Source organism: Natronococcus amylolyticus DSM 10524, assembly GCF_000337675.1.
Classification (GTDB): domain Archaea; phylum Halobacteriota; class Halobacteria; order Halobacteriales; family Natrialbaceae; genus Natronococcus; species Natronococcus amylolyticus.
This window is the reverse complement of the sequence record NZ_AOIB01000014.1, coordinates 151030-167166: the sequence shown is the minus strand read 5'-3', so window position 1 is coordinate 167166 and position 16137 is coordinate 151030. Positions and strand designations below refer to the sequence as shown.

Sequence of the window (16137 nt, the reverse complement as noted above, 5' to 3'; positions counted from 1 at the left end):
CCGCACCGACGGATCGATCGCAACCCCCTTCTCGCCCGCGCTCGACCCGTCCCGTATGGCAGACTCGACGCCGACGGAGGCGGAGGCCGCGTGTTTCGAGGCCGGCATCAAGTTCGGCTCGCTGTACCACCAGTTCGCGGGGACGCCGCTGTCGCTCGAGAGCGCAGCCAGCCTCGAGACGGCTATCGAGGAGTCGATCGAGAACCAACCGCACTGCGCGGGCGTGACCGTCGAGATCCAGCGCGAGGAGCTCGAGGCCGAGCTCGCCGAATCGTCTGCCGACTACACGGAGCTGACGGGACGATTCCTCGAGGTCGAGATCGTCGTCGACTACGAGGGTCGCGAGGTCGTCACCCGGATGGCGATGGAAGACGGCTATCCGCTGATGAAACTCGAGTCGGTTCGCGACACCACCTGATCCCGCCACGTTCGGAGGACCTTCCTTTCGAAATTCGGCCGCCGTTTCGTCGGTACCGGCCTACCAGCCCCCGTTTTCACTTTCACTTTCGGGCTACCTTTTAAACGCAGCGCCGGTGAAGTGGACGACATGAGTCAAGCGACGCTCGGTGACGACGAGGAACTGTTCGGCGAAGCGGCCAGCGAGATGCGCGAGGACGTCGAGTCTTCGCTCGAGCAGGCCTGGAGCGAGCTGCCGGCGGCCGACGACGTCTGGGAAACCGACGCCGACAACGCGCTCGGCGTTCTCAACGGGCTCAAGTCCGCACTCGACGCCGGCGACGCCGAGGCCCACCTCCGGGACGCGAAGAAGTGGTACACGATGGGCCAGCGCGCCGACGCCTTCGAGGACGCCGACGATCTCGAGGCCGAGATCGAGGATCTCGAGGAGACGATCGCCGACGTCTCCGCGGCCGGCGAACAGGTCGGTGATCTCGCCTCGACGATCCCGGCGCTTCGCGGCGCGCTCCAGGAGGCCGAAACCGAGTCCGAAGCGGAGGTGGACGAGGCGAGCGACGAGACGGACGACGAGGACGGTGAGGACGATGCCGACGAGACGGCTGCGGACGACGACGAAAGCGAGGAGTAATCGATATCGTCGGTCGCTGCCCTATCGTCGCTCCGGTCGCGAGACGTCCCGCTCGGCGACGGCCTCGAGGAGCCGATCCAGGGCGTCGGCAGCTAGCTCGAGCAGTTCTTCGCCCCGCCGTTCGTCGCCGTCGGTCGGATCACCGACGACGCCGTTGTCCGTAAACTCCGCCGAGTCGTACGCCAGATTCGCGTAGCTGGTCCACTCCCCCCAGCCATCGGCGCCACCGTCGCGGGCGTCCTCGAGTCGGTCCTCGTGAACGAGATCCGGGTCGACGTGACGAACCAGGGCCGTCTCGAGGGGACCGCCGTGACCCATGTCGCTTGAGTGGTCGCCGACGGCCCCGAACCAGGTGAACGGAACGGCGTAGGCGTCGCCGCTTCGCGTTAGCCGACCGCCGACTTCCCGAAGTGCGTCGATGTTTCCGCCGTGTCCGTTGACGAGGACGACGCGATCGAAGCCGTGGTGTGCGAGGCTTTCGACTGACTCCCGGACGTAGCTTCGAAAGGTATCCTCGGAAACCCACATCGTTCCCGGAAACTGCCGGTGTTCCTCGGCGATCCCGACGGGGATCGCAGGTGCCCGAACCACTTCGCGGTCGCTTCGCTCGAGCGCTGCGTCGGCGACCGCTTCGGCGGTCAGTACGTCGGTTCCGAGCGGAGCGTGCGGGCCGTGCTGTTCGGTGCTGCCGACGGGAACGACCGCGAGATCGGTCTCGAGCTCCCGTACCTCCGTCCACGTCGCCTCCGAGAGATCCATACCGAACCGAACCGAGCGTGCGGCCATGAAACTCCCGGTGACGGAAGCGCAGAATCGGTCTCAAGCGCAGTGACGCCCGGCAAACTGCCGTGGCGTACGCAGGGTCAACTTGTTTGCAGCGCGTGGCGTACTGTTCGAGTATGACCGATGAAAGCCGCGAACTCGGAGTCGACCTGAGCGACGTCGAAGAGGATCTCGAGAACCTCGACTACCCGATCGAACAGGACGAGCTCCTCGAGGAGTACGGCGAGGAGGAGGTCGACATGGGCGAGGAATCCGCGACGCTCGAGGAGTTGCTCGAGCCGCTCAACGAGGACGAGTACGGCTCCTACGACGAGGTTGAGCAGGCGATCATGAACATGGTCGGCGACGACGCGATCGGCCGGAAGAACTACAGCGACCGAACGCCTCCGGCGGCGGGCGAGCAGCGCCAGGAGGAAGGTGGCCCCGATCAGGACGGGCAGAGCGAACAGGAGTCGTTCTAGTCGTCGTCCGCGTCAACGTCGACCTCGGTACGGGCCTGCCGACGCTGGGCCCGTTCGATAAATTCTTGCGGTAGTTCGTCTATCTCGCCGGCCTGTACGCCCCAGAGGTGTGCGTACAGACCGTCGCTCGCCAGCAGCTCCTCGTGCGTGCCGCGCTCGACGATCTGGCCGTCCTCCAGGACGACGATCTGGTCGGCGTCCTTGATCGTCGACAGGCGGTGGGCGATGGCGAACGTGGTCCGTTCTTTCGTTAACTCGTCGAGCGAGCGCTGGATGAGCATCTCGGTCTCCGTGTCGACGTCGCTGGTCGCTTCGTCGAGGATCAGGATCTCCGGATCCTTCAGGATCGATCGAGCGATGGCGACCCGCTGGCGCTGGCCCCCCGAGAGCTTGACGCCCCGTTCGCCGACCATCGTGTCGTAGCCGTCCGGGAGGTTCTGAATGAACTCGTGTGCCTCGGCGGCCTTCGCGGCTGCGACGATCTCCTCGCGGTCGGCCTCGAACGTGCCGTAGGTGATGTTCTCCTCGACGCTCCCGTAGAACAGGAACGAGTCCTGGCCGACGTACCCCATCGATCGGCGCAGACTCGCCAGGGAGACGTCCTTGACATCCTGATCGTCGATCCGGATCGAGCCCTCGTCGACGTCGTACAGCCGGAGCAGCAGTTTGAGGACGGTCGACTTTCCGGCCCCCGTCGGTCCGACCAGCGCGACGGTCTCGCCACCCTCGACATCGATGCTGATCTCGTCGATGATGCGCTCGCTGTCGTCGTACCCAAAGACGACGTCGTCGTACTCGACGCTGCCCTCCCGTACCTCGAGCTCGTCGGCGTCCTCGTCGCGCTCGATGCGTCCCTCCTCGTCCATCAGCCCGAAGATGCGCTCGCTCGAGGCCTCGGCGCGCTGGTACATGTTGATCACCTGGCCGAACTGCGCCATCGGCCAGACCAGCTGCTGGGTGTAGAGGATGAAGGCGACGAAGGTTCCAGTCTGGAGCGTCCCCGTAAGCGGCCCGGGCCCAGTTCCGGTAAAGACCCAGTAGCCGCCGATGAGGAAGGTAAGGACGAAGCCGATCCCCGAGATCAGCTGCAGGCTGGGGAAGAACTTGATCCGCAGATCGATCGCCTCCCAGTTCGTGTCGTAGTACTTTTCGGAGACGTCCTCGACGCGGTCGGACTCGAACTCCTCGGTGTTCGAGGACTTGATGACCCCGATTCCGCCGAGGTTGTTCTCCAGGCGGGAGTTGACCTTGCCGACCGACGATCGCACCGCGGCGTACTTCGGCTGGATCTTCTTGACGAACACGTAGGTGAAGATCGCGATTAGCGGAACTGGGGTCAGCGAGACCAGCGCCAGCTGCGGGTTGAGCCAGAACAGCAGGAACGTGATTCCAACGACCATCACGATCAGCCGGGTCGCCGAGTTCATCCCTTCGTTGAGAAACCGCTCGAGCTGGTTGACGTCGTTGCTCAGCACCGACATCATCTCGCCGGTCTGCTTGTTCGCGAAGAACTCCATGTCCAGGCGCTGCATCTTGTCGTAGGTCGCGGTCCGGACGTCGTGTTGGACGTGCTGGGAGAAGGCGTTGAACCCCCAGTTTCGCAGCCAGTGAAACAGCGCCCCCAGCGCGAACGAGCCCGCGATGACGGCGACGACGAACCAGAACTGCTCCTCGGGCGACGTGGGGAGCCACGCGTCCGGGAGCACCGACAGCGGAACCTGCTCGGAGAAGACGGCGTCGTTGAAGATCGCGTCGATCGCGACCGCCAGCATTAGGGCGGGCAGCAGATCCAGCGCCCGGGCGAAGACGCTCGAGATGAGACCGATCGTCACGGAGAACCAGTAGGGACGACCGAAATCGAAGATCAACCGGCGCATCGGGCTCTCGACTTGCTCCCGTTGTTCCTCGAAGGGGTCGTCTTTCTCCCAGTCGACGCTACTCATTGCTTCGTCTCCGGGACCGTCGCCAATAAGCGTTCCCTACGAATCGAAATACATCGCTCAGTCTTCGGACCCGATCTCGACCTCGTCGCCGGGTTCGATCCCGTTCTCGTCGGCGTACCCGATCGGGACCTCGAGGACCCACTGTGCATCGCCGGTGTACTCCTGATCCTCGCCGTCCTCGTCGGGACCGGGCTCGGGGGCGCTGTGGATCGTCGTGATCTCGCGATCGGCGCCGATGAAGACGATGTCGATGCCGAAGTCCATGTCCCGCATCACGTACGTGCGCTCGCCCTCGCTGTCGTGGACGAACAGCATCCCCTCGTCTGGCTCGAGCGAGTCGTGATCGCTCAGGCCGGTGTAGCGCTCGCCCGGCGTATCCGCGATCTCGGCGTCGATCGTTGCCTTCGGCTCCCCGTCGTCGTCGAGCACCCGGACTTCGGTCCGGTCGTCGCTCCAGGGCGCCCCGACTACGCCGAGCTGGACGAGCAACAGCGCGACGACGCCCACTGCTGCAACGACGAGCAGCCCCTTCCAGACTCGCTCGAGAGCCATACTGGGGATCCGACTCGAGAAAGTAAAGGTTATTCGGACAGGGCCACTGATTTCGGATACGGGCTCGTGGTCTAGCTGGTTATGACGCGGCCTTTACAAGGCCGAGGTCGGTGGTTCGAACCCGCCCGAGCCCATTTCTCTGGCGAACAATCGGTGAGCCAGAGAAATGTATACGAGGGCGGTTCGAATGAGACAAGACGCGCGCAGCGAAGCGAGCACGTCTTGGCGTAGTTCGAACCCGCTCGAGCCCACGCCTGTTGCTCGAGGACCGTTTTCGATGTGCCGTTTCCGCAATGGGTTGTCGCACACACTGGATTTGCTCGTCCCGAGCCAGCGTCTCGAACGACTGTCGGCTGTCGAGAGAGCGTCGAAACCGACTCTCCCATCCTCGAAACTCGAGCGGGAACGCCGGATCCGAAACGGGGAAATCAGTCAGACTGCGGGATCGGAACTGGATCTCCGGTGCCCGTAGCCGAGGGTTGGCCGGAGTAGCGCGAGCATAGGATCGAGAAGTCAGTGCTTGAGCCGGGCGACGTTCTCCCGGATCTGATTCAGGATTCCCTCTCCGGAGTCGGCATCGAGGGCCGCGTAGAGCGTCGAATCCTCCGGTTCGTCCTTGACAACGACCCGGAGGTACGGCTCGAGCTGTTCGAAGTTATCCGAGAGGACGACGGTGTGGTTATCCTCGTCGTGATCGACGACACCCGAGTCGGCCAGCTTCGGCACGTGACACTGTACCGAGGAGACGTACACGCTCTTGTACTCGTTTTTGGCGACCTCATCCGGGGGAACGTCGTGCTCCCAGCCGGCGACCTGCTCGGCGACCCTCGAGAGCTCGATCGGTCCCTCCCGACCGCGGAGCGCGTACAGGAGGTACCGTCGCCGACGGTTTGCCAGCAACTCGAGAATCGTGTCTGCTGACAGTTCTTGAGCGTCCCGATCCGAGCCAAGCGCTTCCATAACACACTGTTACCCGCCCGAGCGGAAAAGGGTGTCTTGAATATCTGAAAAACCAATACACAGTGGTAAACGGATGGTATACTCGGTATTATTCTCTCCATTATTGCTTGTTCTTTTCTCTCGGATGGAATCGGGTAGACGAGATCGACGATCGAACTCGCTCGAGTCGATTCGAAATCCTTTTTTATATCATGGGCGGAGATAGGGGTAAGCCGCCTTAGCTCAGACTGGGAGAGCACTCGACTGAAGATCGAGCTGTCCCCGGTTCAAATCCGGGAGGCGGCATTTCTCTCGCGAACAACTCGTGAGCGAGAGAAATCTATCCGAACGGATTTGAACTAGACTGAGGTTCTGCGAGCAACGCGAGCAGGTTCTCAGGCGTAGTTCAAATCCGGGAGGCGGTATCCCGATTTTACGTGCTTCTTGCTCGAGCAACCGTTACTACAGCCGCGACTCCAACAACAACTGAGCCATCCAACCACCGATCCGATCGAGACTGTCCGTTGCTACCAAACCGTAGGGCTGTGGCCTCGTGAGTCCGTTCATGGCCAAGATACTTACTCCGGCCACGGATAGGATCGGGTCCCTTGATGTCCGACGATACCACGTTTTCTGAGCGGTTCGAAACGATATCCAATGCGGATGCCGATGGCGAACAGCTCGTTTCGGTTTCGGTTCCGCCGACGGAACCGGTCGACGAAATGCGCCAGCGAGTCGAGGAGGACCACGCCGAGGCGGAGTACCTGAACGACCGCGAAGAGGTCCGAAAGCCCCTCAAACAGGCACTCGAAGAGACACGGCGAATTCTCCACGAGTACGACGAGACGCCCGAGAACGGCCTCGCAGTCTACGTCGGTACTGTCGGCGACGACCTCGTCGAGGTCGTCTTCGACGACCCGCCGGCTCCGATCGGTGATCGAACCTACGGCTACGCTAACGAGTTCGATACGACGCCGCTCGAGCCCAGTGCGAGCGGCACGGCGACTCACGGGCTGTTGATCGTCGCACGCGAGAGCGCGACGCTCGGTCGCTACGACGGGGAGACGATCGAACAGGTCGAGTCGGTCGAAAGCGACGTTCCGAGCAAACAGGACGCCACGGGCCGCGACGAGGATCGGTTCCAGGGCCGGAGCGAAGAGCGCCGAACGGAGTTCTTCGACTCGGTCGGCGACGCGGTCGAACGGGTGTTCCTCGACTCCCCTCCCGAAGGGGAAGAGCCTGCCAGTCACGACCTCGAAGGGCTGTTGCTCGGCGGGAGCGAGGTCACCGCCGAACGGTTCCACGACGGCGATCACCTGCCTGAGACCCTCGCTGACGAGGTTCTCGGTCCGTTCAACGTAGAGTACGCCGCCGAGACGGGACTTCGTCAGCTCGTGGACGCGGCCGAGGCGGCGGGTGCGCTCGAGGCCACCGACGCACGCGAGGCGCTCGACCGATTCTTCGACGCGCTCGACGAGGAGGACGAGCCCGCGGCGGGCGGGGTCGAAGACGTCGAGGAAGCGCTCGAGTACGGCGCCGTCGAAACGCTGTTGCTCGCGGAGTCACTCTCCGCGGAGGAAGCCCAGACCCTCGAGGCTCGGGCCGAAGAAGAGGGAGCAAGTACGATCATCGTCCCGACGGGACTCGATCGCGCCGAGCAGCTTCAGGAGGCCTTCGATGGCGTCGGTGCACTCCTTCGATTCCCGGTCGAGTGACGTCCCATCGGCTGGCTCGAGTGCCCTCGACTGACGACCGAGCGATCCCCGATCCGTAACCGGAGCGAGACGACCGCTTTCTTCGTTTCACAGACCAGAGAGACTCTTTGCCGCGAGCAAGGGCCGATCGGTTCATTTCCGCTCAGTGCACGCGGCTACCGCCGACGAACTCCTCGGCGGTGCGCTCGCCGGACGCGAACTCGGTCGCTCGCGCGTCGACCGTTTCCGTGTCGAGGTCGGTCTGGGTGACGAGTAGCCGCTCCAGTGCTGCCTGCCACTGCTCGTAGTACGTCCGTTCGGTCGCGTCGGCGTCCCCGTAGTCGACGCCGTCGGCATCGGCGGGCGTCGCCTCGACCTCGTCGATCAATCGCTCCTGGAACGCCGACCAGTCGAACCCCGAGCCGTTCTCGTACAGTGCGACCGTCACCCCGAACGCGCGTGCCTGCCACGGAGCGGCGAACGTCGGCTCCGTCTCGAGGCCGAGCAGCTCCGCGAACGGCTCCTCGCTCTCGTCGCTGCCGCCGTCGGTCACCCGCTCCGTGGACGCCGACGAGGACGCGTCGAGTCGCTCGACGCCGATCATCGCGTCGCGAGTGACGAGGTCCGTGAGCTCGTCCTCGTCGTACCCTGCCGTCCCGTCGGGACGTTGCGGGAGCACCATGTACCGGATCTCCGAACTCGAGTCCCAGACGTCGACGGTGACGTCCTCCTCGAGCTCGAGCCCGAACTCGTCAAGGACGGACCGCGGCTCCCGGACCATCCGCGATCGGTACGACGGCGTCTTGTACCACGTCGGCGGCAGGCCGAGCAGCGACCACGGATAACAGGAACAGAGCGTACAGACGACCGCATTGTGTACGTCGTCGGTGTTTTCCTTCACCTGGATGTGTTGCATGCCGACGTCGAAGTCGAACGAGTCGAGTGCGGCCTCCGCATCGGCGAGCAAGCGACGCTTGAACTCGGGATCGGTCCAGGCCCGGGCGACGACGCGTGCACCGTTTTGCGGGCCGATATCACGCTCGTACGCGGAGATGGCTTCGTCGACCGCGTCCGTCGAGACGATCCCCTTCTCGACGAGCAGTGACTGGATGGCCCGGACACGAGGACGCGGGTCCGTGGCCGTTTCGTCGTCGTGGCCGTGATCGTGACCGTCACTCATCGACGCCACCCCCGACGGGTCGCAGGTACGGTTCCCAGAGGTCGACGTGGACCGTGTCATCGGGGTTCTCGGCGTCGGGGCCCCACAGCTCGGTCGCCTCGAACGCGACGGTGTACAGCGGTTCGGCGCGGTCCTCTCCTTCGACCCTCGCATCGGGGAAGACGTGTCGACCGTGGACCTCCCGCACCACGCCGGACGTACGCCGAACGTACCGCGGACAGCGCGTGTGCCCCTCCGGGTGAGCGTTCCGGACCCGGACGCGGTCTCCCGCGGCAAACGATGGCTCCCCTCCCGACCGGTCGAACGACGCCGGCTGCGCGAACGCGTCGCGGATGCGGGCGGCGAGTTTGGGGTCCTCGCGCTCGGGGACGAGGTCGCCCGGCTTCTCGAGGTCACGGGCACGCTCGTAAGCAGCTTCGATCTCCGCCTCGGTGAGGACCTCCGCTTCGACGAGATTGCGCTCGAGACTGGCCAGCCACCGCTCGAAGTACGAGGCCGATAGATACTCCGCCGGAGGCATTCGTTCGATCCCGTATCGACTCTCGTCGATGTTATACACACCTTGTGGGCGTACCGTCCGAACCAGCCCGAAGACGATCCGTTCCCACTCCGCATGAAACCGGGCGTCGTCCTCGACGGGGACGCGGCCGAAGCCGTGCATCCCACCCATGTCGTGGATACCGTTCACGACAGTCGTGTTAGCAACACTCGTGCAAGTAGCTTTGCCCCGCTGACTCTCCGTTCGAGGATCGTTCGACGCAAACGAGTGGGTTCATATCCACCGGCGGTTCCCGTGCCTGCGCGATCGACGTGCAACGCGCATGAATCGCCCACGTCGGCGATTCGAGAACCGTCCCGCGTAGACTCTGGTTCGAGCTCCGACCGTGGCGTAGCTGGCTACTCCCCGACGAACACCGTCTTCAGACGAGTCCCGCAGTTCGGACAGCAGAGCGTCTGCCACCGCATCGGATCGAGACCGCCCATCGTCTCCGTTCGGATCGCGTCCTCGCGGTCGATCGCGGTGGTACAGCTCGAACACTCGAGGCTGTCGTCGGAACCGGGCATCGACATCGACTATGCGCCACTCTCAGGTAGGTGTTGCTTCCGTTGACTAACTCGTTCGTGCCCGAGCACCGACACGGTTGCAAGCCCAACACTGGTGGCCGCTGCGGACGTCGACGCACCCGTGTCCAACGATCAGTCGCCCGAAGCCGGCGAATCGGCCATCGACGACGACGTACTCGAGCGGGTCGCGGACCGTTCGGACGCCGACGAGACCGCGATCGCCGACGGACTCGTCGTTCTCCACTCGACGCTGATCGGCCGCCACGCCGAACTCGAGCGAGAACACGACTATGCTACCGTCGACGGAACGCGAGCGTACCGCGTTCCGGCGGCCGTCTGGGACGAACTACTCGCGGAGTTCGAGTTCGCCGACGAGGTCGCGACGGCGCTCGAATCCGCTCACACCGAACAGGCCCAGCTCGTCTTCGCCGACGCCGTCGACGTCGACGAGCGCTTCGCGGACGACGACCGCGGCGTCGTCGTCGGTATCGACACCGCCGAGGAGTTCTGACCCGAAACGTCGATCCGAGCCCGCCGCGATTCGGTGGAATCTGACTTCGTCTGCGCTCGCCACTTCCGGGCTCCGGACCGCGACGGTATTCGGAGCTTCTCGGGGATCTGACACCGCCCGTCTCGATCGGAAACATATACGCTTATCTCCGGATGAACGAGATTCCTTCGCATGCCACGCGACTACGACCGATCGGAGATTCCGTCGGTGTACAACCTCGAGAGCGTCGAACCCTACCGCGACGAGCCCGGCTTCCAGCAGGTGGTCTTTCGCGGCATCGACCAGCTGATCGGCTTCTCGCAGATCGGCCCCGAGAAGCCCGACGGCGAGCCACACACCCATCCCTACGAGCAGATGAACATGCTCGTCGAGGGCCGGCTCGACTTCCTCGTCGACGGCGAACGGGTCGAACTCGAGCCCTACGACACGCTGGCGATCCCGCCCGAGATTCCCCACACCTCGCGGGCGCTCGAGGGAGAGACGGCGACGCTGCTCGCCTTCTGGCCGCTGCGGGAGGACCGACTCGACGGTACGGAGTATCAGCGGGAGTTTCCCGAACTGTGACGTAGAGCCTCGGCGGATCCGCGCAATCGCGCAATCGAACGGCCTCCAGTTTTGCAACGAGTCGAAGTGATCGGAGCGCGCAGAATCGGGTCGGACATTCGGCACGACTTTCGTACAACGTCGTTGCTTTTTCGACGCGTTTCTCGCGGCGAGCAGCTGCCGAACAGTGTCCCCGGCCGGGCCCCTCGACCCGTACGAATTGCAACGTATGGCCGACTTGCACTCTCCGGACGATCTATTTTGATTATGTATAGAAATGGTTGTATCCTATGGAACAAGACCTGTCCCGCCGACAGTCGCTGGCGGCACTCGGAGCGAGCATCGTCGGAATCGGAACTGCCGCTGGTTCCGTCGCAGCGGACGATCCGAGCGCGCTCGAGATCGCTACCGATACCGACGACGACGTCGACCACGTCGGTGACGTCGTCGTTCGCGGGGGTGTCGAGGTCGACGGCGACCTCGAGGCGACCGGTGCGGTCGAGCTCGAGTCCGCGGTCGTGATCGACGGCGAACTGACCGCCGACTCGGTAACCGCCGGTTCGAGCGTCACGTTCGACGACAGCGTCTCCGTCGACGGCGATCTGACCGTTGGCGACGAGGCATCCTTCGACGACGATGTCTCCGCGGGCGGAGCGCTATCCGTCGGCGACGGCGTCTACTTCGACGACTCCGCCGCTGCTGGCGGCGATCTCGAGATCGGAACCAACGGATACGTCGACGATAGCCTCGAGAGCGACGGCGAGATACGACTCGAGCGCGGGACCGCCGTCGACGGTGACCTGGAGACGACCCGCGGCATCGACCTCGCCGACGTCGTCGAGGTCGGCGGCGAGGTCGACGCCGTCGAGACCGTTTCGATCGGGTCGGGATCGACGGTCGGCGGCGTCGAAGCGACTGGGGGGTTGCTGGCCGACGACGACGTCTCGTTCGAGGACAGCGTCGACGTTATCGGAAACGTCGAGGTCGGCGACAACGCGTACTTCGACGACGACGTGGAGGGTAGCGGCGACGTCTCGATCGGCGCCGACGGGTACGTCGACGACAGCGTCGAGGCTACCGACAGCGTCGAGATCGGCACCCGAAGCTACGTCGACGACGATGTCGTCGGCCGAACGGTAACCCTCGGTCCTCGAACCGAGGTCGACGGGGACGTCGAAGAAACTGGATAACGACCCCCGTGCGGCCGCAGCCGGCAAGCGAGCGGTCAACTGTTAACCCCCCTCGTTCCGGTACTGCTACCGTGACCCGGAATGAAAGCGACACCTTCGAGATCGGCTCGAAAACCGTCCACCGACTCGGATTCGGCGCGATGCGCCTCTGCGGCGAGGAGATCATCGGCCCGCCCGACGACGAGGATGCCGCCCGCGAGCTGGTTCGGACCGCCGTCGAGCAAGGGGTCGACTTCATCGACACCGCAGACTCCTACGGCCCGGGCGTCAGCGAACGGCTCATCGGTGAAGCGCTCGACGATCCCGACGACGTCCTCGTGGCCTCGAAGGCAGGACTGCTGCGCAACCGCGAGGGTGAGTGGCTCAGCCACGGCAACCCCGATTACATCCGCAACCAGGTCCTCTGTTCGCTCGATCGGCTCCGGGCCGACACGATCGATCTCTACCAGTTCCACAGCCCCGACCCCGACACGCCCTTCGAGGACTCGGTACGGGCGTTCGCCGAGCTGAAAGACGAGGGACTCGTCGAGCAGGTCGGACTGAGCAACGTCTCCGTCGACCAGCTCGAGACGGCCCGCGAGCACGTCGACGTCGCGACGGTCCAGAACCGATTCAACGTCGGCGACCGCGAAGAAGTCGACGTCCTCGAGGCCTGCGAGGAGTACGGCATCGGCTTCATTCCGTGGGCGCCGATCAACGGCGACGACCTCGGGAGTCACGGCGAGGCCCTCGACGGGATCGCCGAGGACCACGACGCGACCCGGCGCCAGGTCGCGCTGGCGTGGCTGCTCGAGCGATCCGACGTGATCCTCCCGATTCCAGGGACCTCCGATCCCGACCACCTCGAGTCGAACCTCGCGGCGTCGCAGCTCTCGTTGTCCGACGACGAGGTCGCTCGGATTACGGACCTCGAGAACTGAGTCGTCGGCACCCTTTTGGTCGCTTCTCGAGACGGTTCAGCTATGGGCTACGACACTGCCTCGCGAAGTGACGTCGAGTCGATTATCCCCGAGGACGCCGGCGGAATGTGGTTTCTGAAAGAGGGGCTCGAAACCGAGGAACTCGGCCTCTCGGTGCTCGAGCTCGAGTCCGGCGTCGAGGGCAAGGAACACGACGAGACCGAGACTGGCCAGGAGGAAGTGTACTACGTCGTCGAGGGCAGCGTCGAGGTGAGCGTCGGCGAGGAGTCGGTCCCGCTCGAGGGCGGGGACGCGATCCGACTCGACCCCGAGGAGTCGCGCCAGATCCGCAATGCTGGGGACAAGCGAGCGACGCTTGTGCTGGCCGGCGCACCGCTGTAACGTCGTGAGACGGCCGCCTGGCCGATCCCTGAACGAGTTCCGTTTTGCTGGTGATTGCGGTGGCGCGTGCTGAACTGCAGTGAGCCGACGGCGAACTGCGGTTCGAAACCACGTGAGGGGCGAGTGAGCGAGCGGTTGAAGACCGCGAACGAACGAGTCGGCTGGGGAGGGGGTGGCGATCCCGTGTGTTCGGCTCGAGGGAGAGAGCGAACGATATTCTTCCGGAAGCACGAGGCCTGTAGTGGTTTTCCGCTGCTCTCGACGGAGGACACCAGCTTCGATCGATTCTCCAAGGACCTGTCTGATTCTCGCTCGGTTCGTTGCCAGAAGATTTGGGTGCGAGAATCGAACTCCGCCGAGACGTGCTCGCTACGCTGCGCGCGACTCGTCTAGTTCGATCTCGCCTTCCGGCTTTTCCACTCCTCCCTTCGGTCGTCGTAAAAAAGTCCGGGTGCGAGAATCGAACCCGCGTCTCAGCCTCCACAAGGCTGAAGGATAACCACTACCCCAACCCGGACACGCTTACACCTATTCCTACACGCGGTTGGCCTGAAATACGTTACGACTCGAGGACGGGAGCGTGCGACTCCATGTCGTGCGTTTTCGACCGCCACGTCTCCGATTGCGGTTCGGCTTCGCCCTGTTCGGTTTCGTCCTGTTCGGCTTCGTCTTCTCAGTTCTCCGCGCACGCTCGCGGGTCACTTCGTTCCCCGCTCGCCGTACGCAGTTCTCGCTCGCTACGCTCGCTTCAAACTGCGCAACCGAGACGCTTTTTGGCCGACCGCCCCTACCCCGAGCAACGCCGTGGCTATCACCGACAAGATCTACGTCAAGAACCACCGCCAGCTCGCCTCCCAGCTCGAGACGAACATCCCGAAGGGGGCGTTCAAGGGCGCGACGCTGGACATCCTCTTTCAGGGTGAGGGTCTCGAGAAACTCGACGAGGCCACCCAGGAGCGGGTGCTCGACTTCTCGAGTGATTTCCTCGACTGCGGCTGCGACAACAACCCCTACTGTGGCTGTCCCGAGCGGAAGTTCGTCCGTTACCTACTCGAGCTTCGCGCCCAGGGGCTGGGCCCCGACGCCATCGTCGACGTGATGACCGACGACTACATGGTCTATGCGTACTCCGGCGACGTCCTCTCATTTCTGGACAGCGGTATCCGTACCCTCGAGGCCGCGGAAGGGCTCGCTGAGGTCGAGGGAACGCAGGAAACCCAGGAGAAGATCCGGCGATCGAAGCGGGATCTCGCGAGGTAGTCAGACGGTCTGCTGTACCACTGTACCGATGTAACCGCAGGGCGGTCGCGGTTGCACGGCATGAGTTACAGTAGGCCGTACTAGCGCAGCTGCGAGGGTTCGTCGGTGTCGTCCAGATCGTCTAGCAGGAGCACCTCATCCTCGCCTTCGAGGCGGTCCTGGAGCTCGGTGACGTAGGATTTGTACTCGTCTAGCTGTTCGCGGAGGTGGTCGGCCTCGAGCTCGAGGCGTTCGTGTTCGCGGATGAAACTCTTGGGCACCTCGACGGTCGGGGGAAAGGCGAGGTCCTCGTCTCCCTCGGCGCGGGCCTCGAGGTCGGCCTCGGGGACGACCGCGACCTGGCCGTCGTGGTCGACGAGCTGGTCGACGTAGTCCCGGAAGACGGCGGACAACGAGATGTCGCGCTCTTCGGCGATCTCCTGGAGCGACTCGAAGGCGTCCTCGCTCACGCGAAACGAGATCGTTTTGTTCTTGTTGCCCATCGCTCCATACTCGTCGGCCGCGATACTTAACGATTCGTCAGACGAGCGATCGGTTCGCCGGTGCTGCCGACGCACCGCCACGCAGGGGCGAACGACCGGGAGGGCTATCAGCGCCGCCCCCGAACCCTCGAGCGATGCTCACCGACACGCCCGGGCTCCACCACGTGACCGGAATCGTCGGCGACGGACAGGCGGCGATCGACTTCTACGCCGGGGTACTCGGACTCGACCTTTCCGCACTGACGGTGAACTTCGAGGATATCCTCCAGCACCACCTCTACTTCGGCGACGAGCGGGGCTCCCCGGGGACGGTGTTCACCTGCTTCCCCGACCCCCACGCCGACCCGGGACGGATCGGGACGCCCCAGGTCGCCTCGGTCGCGTTCGCCGTTCCCGAGGGTAGCCTCGAGTACTGGCGAGCGCGACTCGAGAGCTACGACGTCGCGGTCGAGGGGCCGTCCGAACGATTCGGCGAGCGGGCGCTCGAGTTTCGGGATCCGTCGGGAACGCGCCTCGAGCTGGCCGTCACCTCCGACGGCGACGGTCGGGAAGCGATAGCGTTGACCGACGAGCGCTCGCGACCCGAGGCGACGATTCCTCGCGCTGCCTCGATCCGGGAACTCCACGGCGTCTCGCTCCTGTCGGTCAACCCGTACGCGACGGCGGGCACGCTCGAGACGCTCGGCTTCGACGCCGTCGGCGAGGAGGGCGACCGCGTGCGCTATCGCGCGTCGGGGTCGCGGGCGACCGTCGTCGACGTGCTCGCTCGAGACGCTCCGTTCGGCCGCGAGGGACCGGGAACGATCCACCACGTCGCGGTTCGAGTTCCCGACGAGGAACAGCTCCACGAGTGGCGCGAGCTCTTCNAGCTCTTCGCCGACCGGAACCACGACGTCTCCCGGGTGAAGGACAGACACCTCTTTCACTCGCTGTACGTCCGCGAGCCGGGCGGGATCCTGTTCGAGCTGGCGACGGAGACCGACGGCGTCGCCGTCGAGGACTCCCTCCCGGAGCCGTCGCTGTACCTGCCCGACTGGTTCGAGCCGGACCGTGAGCTGATCGAGAGCCAGCTGCCGGCGCTGACAGGGCCCCAACCGGAACCGACCGTGCGCGACTCGAGCGAGCGATGACGGACCCGAACTCCGCCGGATCAGATCCTGTCTCTTATACACATCTCTGAGCGGGCTG

At 64.4% G+C, this 16137-nt stretch carries 19 protein-coding genes and 3 tRNA genes; 13 read left to right on the top strand and 9 right to left on the bottom strand.

Annotated elements, in window-relative coordinates; translation table 11 throughout:
• Nucleotides 1–55 precede the first annotated feature (55 nt).
• Nucleotides 56–418, top strand: coding sequence for a dihydroneopterin aldolase family protein (locus C491_RS05600; protein WP_005554418.1), 363 nt, complete (start codon nucleotides 56–58; stop codon nucleotides 416–418).
• A gap of 129 nt (nucleotides 419–547) precedes the next feature.
• Nucleotides 548–1045 carry a DUF5790 family protein gene (locus C491_RS05595; RefSeq protein ID WP_049891496.1) on the top strand — a complete coding sequence of 166 codons (498 nt, stop codon included), beginning with the start codon at nucleotides 548–550 and terminating at the stop codon, nucleotides 1043–1045.
• A 21-nt stretch (nucleotides 1046–1066) separates the two neighbouring features.
• Here the strand turns inward: C491_RS05595 and C491_RS05590 are convergent, their stop codons facing one another.
• Entirely contained in the window at nucleotides 1067–1804 is a 738-nt protein-coding gene (locus C491_RS05590; RefSeq protein WP_005554415.1) for a creatininase family protein, read from the bottom strand.
• Between the two features lie 140 nt (nucleotides 1805–1944).
• Between C491_RS05590 and C491_RS05585 the strand changes: the two genes are divergently transcribed.
• A complete protein-coding gene (locus C491_RS05585; protein WP_005554414.1) occupies nucleotides 1945–2289 on the top strand; it encodes a DUF5789 family protein in 345 nt (114 codons plus the stop codon).
• Here C491_RS05585 and C491_RS05580 read toward each other — a convergent pair.
• Together C491_RS05580 and C491_RS05575 are read right to left on the bottom strand one after the other, a co-directional pair.
• Nucleotides 2286–4232, bottom strand: a complete 1947-nt coding sequence (locus tag C491_RS05580; RefSeq protein ID WP_005554413.1) for an ABC transporter ATP-binding protein — start codon at nucleotides 4230–4232, stop codon at nucleotides 2286–2288. The two genes, C491_RS05585 and C491_RS05580, sit on opposite strands and share 4 nt — an antisense overlap.
• Before the next feature lie 57 nt (nucleotides 4233–4289).
• Nucleotides 4290–4784: a DUF192 domain-containing protein gene (locus C491_RS05575; protein WP_005554412.1), complete on the bottom strand. Its 495-nt coding sequence runs from the start codon at nucleotides 4782–4784 to the stop codon at nucleotides 4290–4292.
• A 60-nt stretch (nucleotides 4785–4844) separates the two neighbouring features.
• Between C491_RS05575 and C491_RS05570 the strand changes: the two genes are divergently transcribed.
• A tRNA-Val gene (locus C491_RS05570) sits at nucleotides 4845–4918 on the top strand.
• Between the two features lie 379 nt (nucleotides 4919–5297).
• On the opposite strand, the gene C491_RS05565 is transcribed toward C491_RS05570, so the two are convergent.
• Nucleotides 5298–5744 (bottom strand): DUF7344 domain-containing protein, encoded by a 447-nt coding sequence (locus tag C491_RS05565; RefSeq protein WP_005554411.1) that lies wholly within the window; start codon nucleotides 5742–5744, stop codon nucleotides 5298–5300.
• Between the two features lie 211 nt (nucleotides 5745–5955).
• Between C491_RS05565 and C491_RS05560 the strand changes: the two genes are divergently transcribed.
• A tRNA-Phe gene (locus C491_RS05560) sits at nucleotides 5956–6029 on the top strand.
• Nucleotides 6030–6334: 305 nt separating this feature from the next.
• Nucleotides 6335–7438: a baeRF10 domain-containing protein gene (locus C491_RS05555; protein WP_005554410.1), complete on the top strand. Its 1104-nt coding sequence runs from the start codon at nucleotides 6335–6337 to the stop codon at nucleotides 7436–7438.
• A 142-nt stretch (nucleotides 7439–7580) separates the two neighbouring features.
• Here the strand turns inward: C491_RS05555 and nthA are convergent, their stop codons facing one another.
• From nthA to C491_RS23145, 3 genes are all read right to left on the bottom strand, one after another.
• Nucleotides 7581–8597: a nitrile hydratase subunit alpha gene (gene nthA, locus C491_RS23480; protein WP_005554409.1), complete on the bottom strand. Its 1017-nt coding sequence runs from the start codon at nucleotides 8595–8597 to the stop codon at nucleotides 7581–7583.
• Nucleotides 8590–9285 (bottom strand): nitrile hydratase subunit beta, encoded by a 696-nt coding sequence (nthB, locus tag C491_RS05545; RefSeq protein WP_049891494.1) that lies wholly within the window; start codon nucleotides 9283–9285, stop codon nucleotides 8590–8592. Before nthB ends, nthA begins: the two co-directional genes overlap by 8 nt.
• Before the next feature lie 209 nt (nucleotides 9286–9494).
• Nucleotides 9495–9662 carry an SIR2 family protein gene (locus tag C491_RS23145; RefSeq protein WP_005554407.1) on the bottom strand — a complete coding sequence of 56 codons (168 nt, stop codon included), beginning with the start codon at nucleotides 9660–9662 and terminating at the stop codon, nucleotides 9495–9497.
• Nucleotides 9663–9783: 121 nt separating this feature from the next.
• On the opposite strand from C491_RS23145, the gene C491_RS05540 reads away from it, so the two are divergent.
• From C491_RS05540 to C491_RS05520, 5 genes are all read left to right on the top strand, one after another.
• The gene (locus tag C491_RS05540) at nucleotides 9784–10173 is read left to right on the top strand and encodes a hypothetical protein (protein ID WP_049891517.1); all 390 of its coding nucleotides are present in this window, start codon (nucleotides 9784–9786) and stop codon (nucleotides 10171–10173) included.
• Nucleotides 10174–10344: 171 nt separating this feature from the next.
• Nucleotides 10345–10737: a cupin domain-containing protein gene (locus tag C491_RS05535; protein WP_005554405.1), complete on the top strand. Its 393-nt coding sequence runs from the start codon at nucleotides 10345–10347 to the stop codon at nucleotides 10735–10737.
• A gap of 269 nt (nucleotides 10738–11006) precedes the next feature.
• On the top strand, nucleotides 11007–11906 hold the full coding sequence (locus C491_RS05530; protein WP_005554404.1) for a hypothetical protein: 900 nt from the start codon (nucleotides 11007–11009) through the stop codon (nucleotides 11904–11906).
• Nucleotides 11907–11977: 71 nt separating this feature from the next.
• Nucleotides 11978–12826: an aldo/keto reductase gene (locus C491_RS05525; protein ID WP_005554403.1), complete on the top strand. Its 849-nt coding sequence runs from the start codon at nucleotides 11978–11980 to the stop codon at nucleotides 12824–12826.
• Between the two features lie 42 nt (nucleotides 12827–12868).
• Entirely contained in the window at nucleotides 12869–13207 is a 339-nt protein-coding gene (locus C491_RS05520; RefSeq protein WP_005554402.1) for a cupin domain-containing protein, read from the top strand.
• A gap of 445 nt (nucleotides 13208–13652) precedes the next feature.
• Here the strand turns inward: C491_RS05520 and C491_RS05515 are convergent.
• A tRNA-His gene (locus tag C491_RS05515) sits at nucleotides 13653–13724 on the bottom strand.
• Nucleotides 13725–14011: 287 nt separating this feature from the next.
• Here C491_RS05515 and C491_RS05510 point away from each other — a divergent pair.
• Nucleotides 14012–14467, top strand: a complete 456-nt coding sequence (locus C491_RS05510; protein WP_005554401.1) for a DUF5814 domain-containing protein — start codon at nucleotides 14012–14014, stop codon at nucleotides 14465–14467.
• An 80-nt stretch (nucleotides 14468–14547) separates the two neighbouring features.
• Here the strand turns inward: C491_RS05510 and C491_RS05505 are convergent, their stop codons facing one another.
• The gene (locus C491_RS05505; protein WP_005554399.1) at nucleotides 14548–14949 is read right to left on the bottom strand and encodes a ribbon-helix-helix protein, CopG family; all 402 of its coding nucleotides are present in this window, start codon (nucleotides 14947–14949) and stop codon (nucleotides 14548–14550) included.
• A 134-nt stretch (nucleotides 14950–15083) separates the two neighbouring features.
• Here C491_RS05505 and C491_RS05500 point away from each other — a divergent pair, with 134 nt between their 5' ends.
• Nucleotides 15084–16079, top strand: coding sequence for a VOC family protein (locus C491_RS05500; protein WP_005554397.1), 996 nt, complete (start codon nucleotides 15084–15086; stop codon nucleotides 16077–16079).
• Nucleotides 16080–16137: the final 58 nt, after the last annotated feature.

What these genes read in the sequence shown, in the direction of transcription:
- C491_RS05600 (WP_005554418.1), top strand. Translation starts at nt 56, where the DNA reads ATGGCAGACTCGACGCCGACGGAGGCGGAGGCCGCGTGTTTCGAGGCC.
- C491_RS05595 (WP_049891496.1), top strand. Translation starts at nt 548, where the DNA reads ATGAGTCAAGCGACGCTCGGTGACGACGAGGAACTGTTCGGCGAAGCG.
- C491_RS05590 (WP_005554415.1), bottom strand. Translation starts at nt 1,804, where the DNA reads ATGGATCTCTCGGAGGCGACGTGGACGGAGGTACGGGAGCTCGAGACC.
- C491_RS05585 (WP_005554414.1), top strand. Translation starts at nt 1,945, where the DNA reads ATGACCGATGAAAGCCGCGAACTCGGAGTCGACCTGAGCGACGTCGAA.
- C491_RS05580 (WP_005554413.1), bottom strand. Translation starts at nt 4,232, where the DNA reads ATGAGTAGCGTCGACTGGGAGAAAGACGACCCCTTCGAGGAACAACGG.
- C491_RS05575 (WP_005554412.1), bottom strand. Translation starts at nt 4,784, where the DNA reads ATGGCTCTCGAGCGAGTCTGGAAGGGGCTGCTCGTCGTTGCAGCAGTG.
- C491_RS05565 (WP_005554411.1), bottom strand. Translation starts at nt 5,744, where the DNA reads ATGGAAGCGCTTGGCTCGGATCGGGACGCTCAAGAACTGTCAGCAGAC.
- C491_RS05555 (WP_005554410.1), top strand. Translation starts at nt 6,335, where the DNA reads ATGTCCGACGATACCACGTTTTCTGAGCGGTTCGAAACGATATCCAAT.
- nthA (WP_005554409.1), bottom strand. Translation starts at nt 8,597, where the DNA reads ATGAGTGACGGTCACGATCACGGCCACGACGACGAAACGGCCACGGAC.
- C491_RS23145 (WP_005554407.1), bottom strand. Translation starts at nt 9,662, where the DNA reads ATGCCCGGTTCCGACGACAGCCTCGAGTGTTCGAGCTGTACCACCGCG.
- C491_RS05535 (WP_005554405.1), top strand. Translation starts at nt 10,345, where the DNA reads ATGCCACGCGACTACGACCGATCGGAGATTCCGTCGGTGTACAACCTC.
- C491_RS05530 (WP_005554404.1), top strand. Translation starts at nt 11,007, where the DNA reads ATGGAACAAGACCTGTCCCGCCGACAGTCGCTGGCGGCACTCGGAGCG.
- C491_RS05520 (WP_005554402.1), top strand. Translation starts at nt 12,869, where the DNA reads ATGGGCTACGACACTGCCTCGCGAAGTGACGTCGAGTCGATTATCCCC.
- C491_RS05505 (WP_005554399.1), bottom strand. Translation starts at nt 14,949, where the DNA reads ATGGGCAACAAGAACAAAACGATCTCGTTTCGCGTGAGCGAGGACGCC.